The sequence below is a fragment of the Pseudonocardia sp. McavD-2-B genome, from assembly GCF_024124365.1.
Classification (GTDB): domain Bacteria; phylum Actinomycetota; class Actinomycetes; order Mycobacteriales; family Pseudonocardiaceae; genus Pseudonocardia; species Pseudonocardia alni.
Genome location: NZ_JAMXSG010000404.1, coordinates 1 through 3,799, shown reverse-complemented (window position 1 = coordinate 3,799; position 3,799 = coordinate 1). Strand labels below are relative to the sequence as shown.

Genomic DNA, 3,799 nt, shown 5'->3' with positions numbered 1-3,799 from the left:
TCAGCTCGCGGACGATCCGGAACAGCTGCGGGTCCTCGGCCTCGGTGATCGCCCGGACGACGACGATCCGGTCCGCACCGGCGTCGAGGACCTCGTCCAGGCGGTCGCCGTCGATGCCCCCGATCGCGAACCACGGCCGCGCCGGGGCCCGTCCGGCGACCGTGCGCACCAGGTCCAGGCCGGGGGCCGGACGTCCCGGCTTGGTCGGGGTCGGCCAGCACGGGCCGACGCAGAAGTAGTCCACGCCGTCCTCGTCGGCGGCGGTCAGGGTCTCGGCGGGGCTGTGCGAGGACCGGCCGATGAGCACGTCGTCGCCGACGACCCGGCGCGCCCACGCCACCGGCAGGTCGTCCTGGCCGAGGTGCAGCACGTCGGCGCCCGCGGCGAGCGCGACGTCGGCGCGGTCGTTCACCGCGAGCAGCGCGCCGTGCCGGCGGCAGGCGTCGGCGAGCACCTCCAGTGCGGCGAGCTCGGCGCTCGCCTCCAGCGGCCCGTCGGGCCCGCCCTTGTCCCGCAGCTGGACGATGTCGACCCCGCCGGCGAGCGCGGCGTCGGCGAACTCCGCCAGGTCACCGCGCGCGGTGCGGGCGTCGGTGCACAGGTAGAGACGGGCGTCGGTGAGGCCGTCGAGCCGGGTGCGACGGGTGTCGCCGGTGCCGGGACGGGTATCGGTGTCGGACACGGCTCGCAGGCTACGGCGTAGCCTGGCCCCGGACGACGACGAACCACGGGAGCCCGGGCAGCGGGCTGAGAGGGGACCCGCGACGCGGTCCCGACCGTCGAACCTGATCCGGGTCATGCCGGCGCAGGGAGTGAGGTGGATCCCATGAGCGCGAGTGCCGGACGGCTGGTCGTCGCGGGTGCGGGGGCCGTCGGCCTGTCCGTCGCCCGCGCGGCGGCCTGCGACGGCTGGTCGGTGACGGTGTTCGACCCGGCCCCCGGTCGCGGTGCGTCCTGGGTGGCGGGCGGGATGCTCGCCCCGGTCACCGAGGCCTGGCCCGGCGAGGAGGATCTCCTCGCCCTCGGGCTGGACTCGGTCGCACGCTGGCCGGAGTTCGCCGCGGCCCTGTCCGCCGACGCCGGCACCGACGCCGGGCTGCACCCGGAGGGCACCGTCGTCGCCGCGACCGGGTCGGGGGACCGCGCCGAGCTGACCGCGCTCGCGGACTACCTGGAGACCCTCGGCCGCGACGTGCACCGGCTGACCGGTCGCGAGCTGCGCCGGCTCGAACCCGCGCTGGGCCCGGAGGTCCGTGGCGGCCTCTCGGTGCCCGACGACCCGTCGGTGGACAACCGGCGGCTGCTCGCCGCACTGGCGACCGCGGCCGGGCGGGCCGGGGTCGTCGTCTCCGACCGCGGGGTCGCGCGCGTGCTCGACGACGGCGCCCGTGTCACCGGCGTGCGGCTCGCGGACGGGACCGAGATCGCGGCGGACGCGGTCGTCGTCGCGGCCGGGGCGCACTCGTCGTCGCTGCACCCGGTGCTCGACGGGCTGGTCCGCCCGGTGAAGGGCGAGATCCTGCGGCTGACCCGCCGCGCCGGTGCCCTGCCGCCGCCGTCGCGGACGGTGCGGGCGCTCGTCGACGGGCGCCCGGTGTACGCCGTGCCGCGGACGCTGCCCGGGTACGGCGACCTCGTGATCGGTGCGACGACCGCCGAGAACGGCTTCGACACCGACGTCACCGTCGGTGGGGTGCGCGACCTGCTGCGCGACGCGGAGCGGATCCTGCCCGGCATCGCCGAGTACGCCCTGACCGAGACCGCCGCCGGGCTGCGGCCTGGCAGCCGGGACAACCTGCCGCTGATCGGGCGCACCGGGCCCGACGGGCTGGTCGCGGCCACCGGGCACGGCCGCAACGGGATGCTGCTGGTACCGGTGACCGCGGCGGCCGTCGCGGCGCTGCTGCGCGGCGACGACGTACCGGGACCGGTCCGCGCGGCGGATCCGCGACGGTTCGCCCCGGCCGCCGCCGGGGCACGCGAGGAGGGGAACCACTGATGCGGATCGTGCTGAACGGCGAGCACCGCGACGTCGACGACGGCGCCGACCTCGCCCGGATCCTGGCCGAGGCCGGGCTGCCGGAGCGGGGGATCGCCGTCGCCGTGGACGGGGAGGTCGTGCCGCGCACGTCGTGGGCCGGGCACCGCCCCGCCGACGGCGCGCGGGTCGAGGTACTGACCGCGGTACAGGGAGGATGAGCATGGCAGTGCAGACCGACAAGCTCGCGTTCGGTGACCACCTGTTCGACTCGCGGCTGGTGATGGGCACCGGTGGTGCCGCGAACCTGGAGATCCTGGAGCGGGCGCTGGTCGCGTCCGGCACCGAGCTGACGACGGTGGCGCTGCGCCGTGTCGACGTCGCGGGCGGGACCGGGCTGCTGGACCTGCTGCGCCGCCTCGGGATCGCCGTGCTGCCCAACACTGCCGGCTGCCGGACCGCCGCCGAGGCGGTGCTCACGGCGCGGATGGCGCGCGAGGCGATGGAGACCGACCTGGTCAAGCTGGAGGTCGTCGCCGACGAGACGACGCTGCTGCCCGACCCGGTCGAGCTCCTCGACGCCGCCGAGCAGCTCGTCGACGACGGCTTCACCGTGCTGCCCTACACCAACGACGACCCGGTCCTCGCCCGTCGCCTGGAGCAGGTCGGGTGCGCCGCGGTCATGCCGCTCGGCTCGCCGATCGGGACCGGGCTGGGCATCCGCAACCCGCACAACATCGAGATGATCGTGGCCGCCGCGGGCGTGCCGGTCGTGCTCGACGCCGGGATCGGCACCGCCTCGGAGGCGGCGCTGGCGATGGAGCTGGGCTGCGACGCGGTCCTGCTCGCCACCGCCGTCACCCGTGCCGCCGACCCGGAGCGGATGGCCCGCGCGATGCGCCGCGGGGTGGAGGCGGGCTGGGACGCCCGGCACGCCGGTCGGATCCCGCGCCGCTACCGGGCACAGGCGAGCTCGCCCGACCGGGAGGACTGAGGACCGATGTCCGGGTGCGTTCCGCGGAACGCACCGGACCGGATCGGGAGGGCTCAGGCGGGGGCGACGCCGTCGGCGTGCCGCCGGGCCAGGGCGCGGTAGAAGTCCGGGTTGGTCCGCACCCACCAGCGGGCCTGCTCGGTCAGCTCGCCGTGCTCCTTCGCCGCGGAGCCGAGCATCAGCCGGTCGGCGGCCAGCTCGGAGTTCGGCGCGACCGTCGACCCGGCGGCGACCATCGCGCCCTCGCCGATCCGGGCACCGTCCTGCACGGTGCTGCCGTTCCCGACGACCGCGCGCGCCCCGATCACGGCGCCGTGCACCACGCACAGGTGCCCGATCGTGGCGCCCTCGCCGATCTCGGTGACCGGGTCGTCGCCGCCGTGCAGCACCGACCCGTCCTGCACGTTGGCGCCGGCGCGCACGACGATCGGCCCCAGGTCGGCGCGGAGCACGGCGTTGTACCAGATCGAGGCGCCCTCCTCGACGCGCACGTCCCCGACGAGCGTCGCGGTCGGAGCGACGAAGGCGTCCGGGTGCACGGTGGGGGAGAGGCCCTCCAGAGCGAACAGCGGCATGAGCGACAGCTTCGCACCCCGTTCCGCCCACCGGCCGCCACACCCGCGCGACCGCGACCGCCGCATCGCTCAGTCGTGCGGACGGGCGTGCAGGCCCAGGTCCGACAGCTCCAGCGCGGCCAGCGCCGCGACGACCGCCGGGTCCCCCGACCGCCAGGCCGCCGCCGGGTCCGGCGCGACCCGGACCAGCCGTGACACCGGCACCCGGGACAGCGCCCGCACGGCCAGCAGGTCCGGCGCGGCGGTCCGCGC

Annotated in this window: 5 protein-coding genes, 1 pseudogene and 1 riboswitch; of the genes and pseudogenes, 3 read left to right on the top strand and 3 right to left on the bottom strand. The window is 76.7% G+C overall.

Annotated features, from left to right (window positions below; all coding sequences use genetic code 11):
- On the bottom strand, nt 1–682 hold a 682-nt coding region (thiE, locus tag NH602_RS29240; protein ID WP_253069493.1), incomplete at its 3' end, for a thiamine phosphate synthase.
- Between the two features lie 38 nt (nt 683–720).
- A riboswitch (TPP riboswitch) is annotated at nt 721–830 on the top strand.
- Between thiE and thiO the strand changes: the two genes are divergently transcribed.
- From thiO to NH602_RS29225, 3 genes are all read left to right on the top strand, one after another.
- The gene (thiO, locus tag NH602_RS29235; RefSeq protein WP_253069492.1) at nt 827–1,999 is read left to right on the top strand and encodes a glycine oxidase ThiO; all 1,173 of its coding nucleotides are present in this window, start codon (nt 827–829) and stop codon (nt 1,997–1,999) included. (Overlaps the previous riboswitch by 4 nt.)
- Nucleotides 1,999–2,199, top strand: coding sequence for a sulfur carrier protein ThiS (gene thiS, locus NH602_RS29230; RefSeq protein WP_062398305.1), 201 nt, complete (start codon nt 1,999–2,001; stop codon nt 2,197–2,199). The genes thiO and thiS overlap by 1 nt, the downstream gene beginning before the upstream one ends.
- A 2-nt stretch (nt 2,200–2,201) precedes the next feature.
- Nucleotides 2,202–2,972, top strand: a complete 771-nt coding sequence (locus NH602_RS29225) for a thiazole synthase (RefSeq protein ID WP_139282893.1) — start codon at nt 2,202–2,204, stop codon at nt 2,970–2,972.
- Between the two features lie 53 nt (nt 2,973–3,025).
- Here NH602_RS29225 and NH602_RS29220 read toward each other — a convergent pair whose 3' ends face one another.
- Both NH602_RS29220 and NH602_RS29215 read right to left on the bottom strand, forming a co-directional pair.
- Nucleotides 3,026–3,547 carry a gamma carbonic anhydrase family protein gene (locus NH602_RS29220; protein ID WP_073576912.1) on the bottom strand — a complete coding sequence of 174 codons (522 nt, stop codon included), beginning with the start codon at nt 3,545–3,547 and terminating at the stop codon, nt 3,026–3,028.
- Between the two features lie 69 nt (nt 3,548–3,616).
- A pseudogene (locus tag NH602_RS29215) lies at nt 3,617–3,799 on the bottom strand (hypothetical protein); the annotation flags it as partial.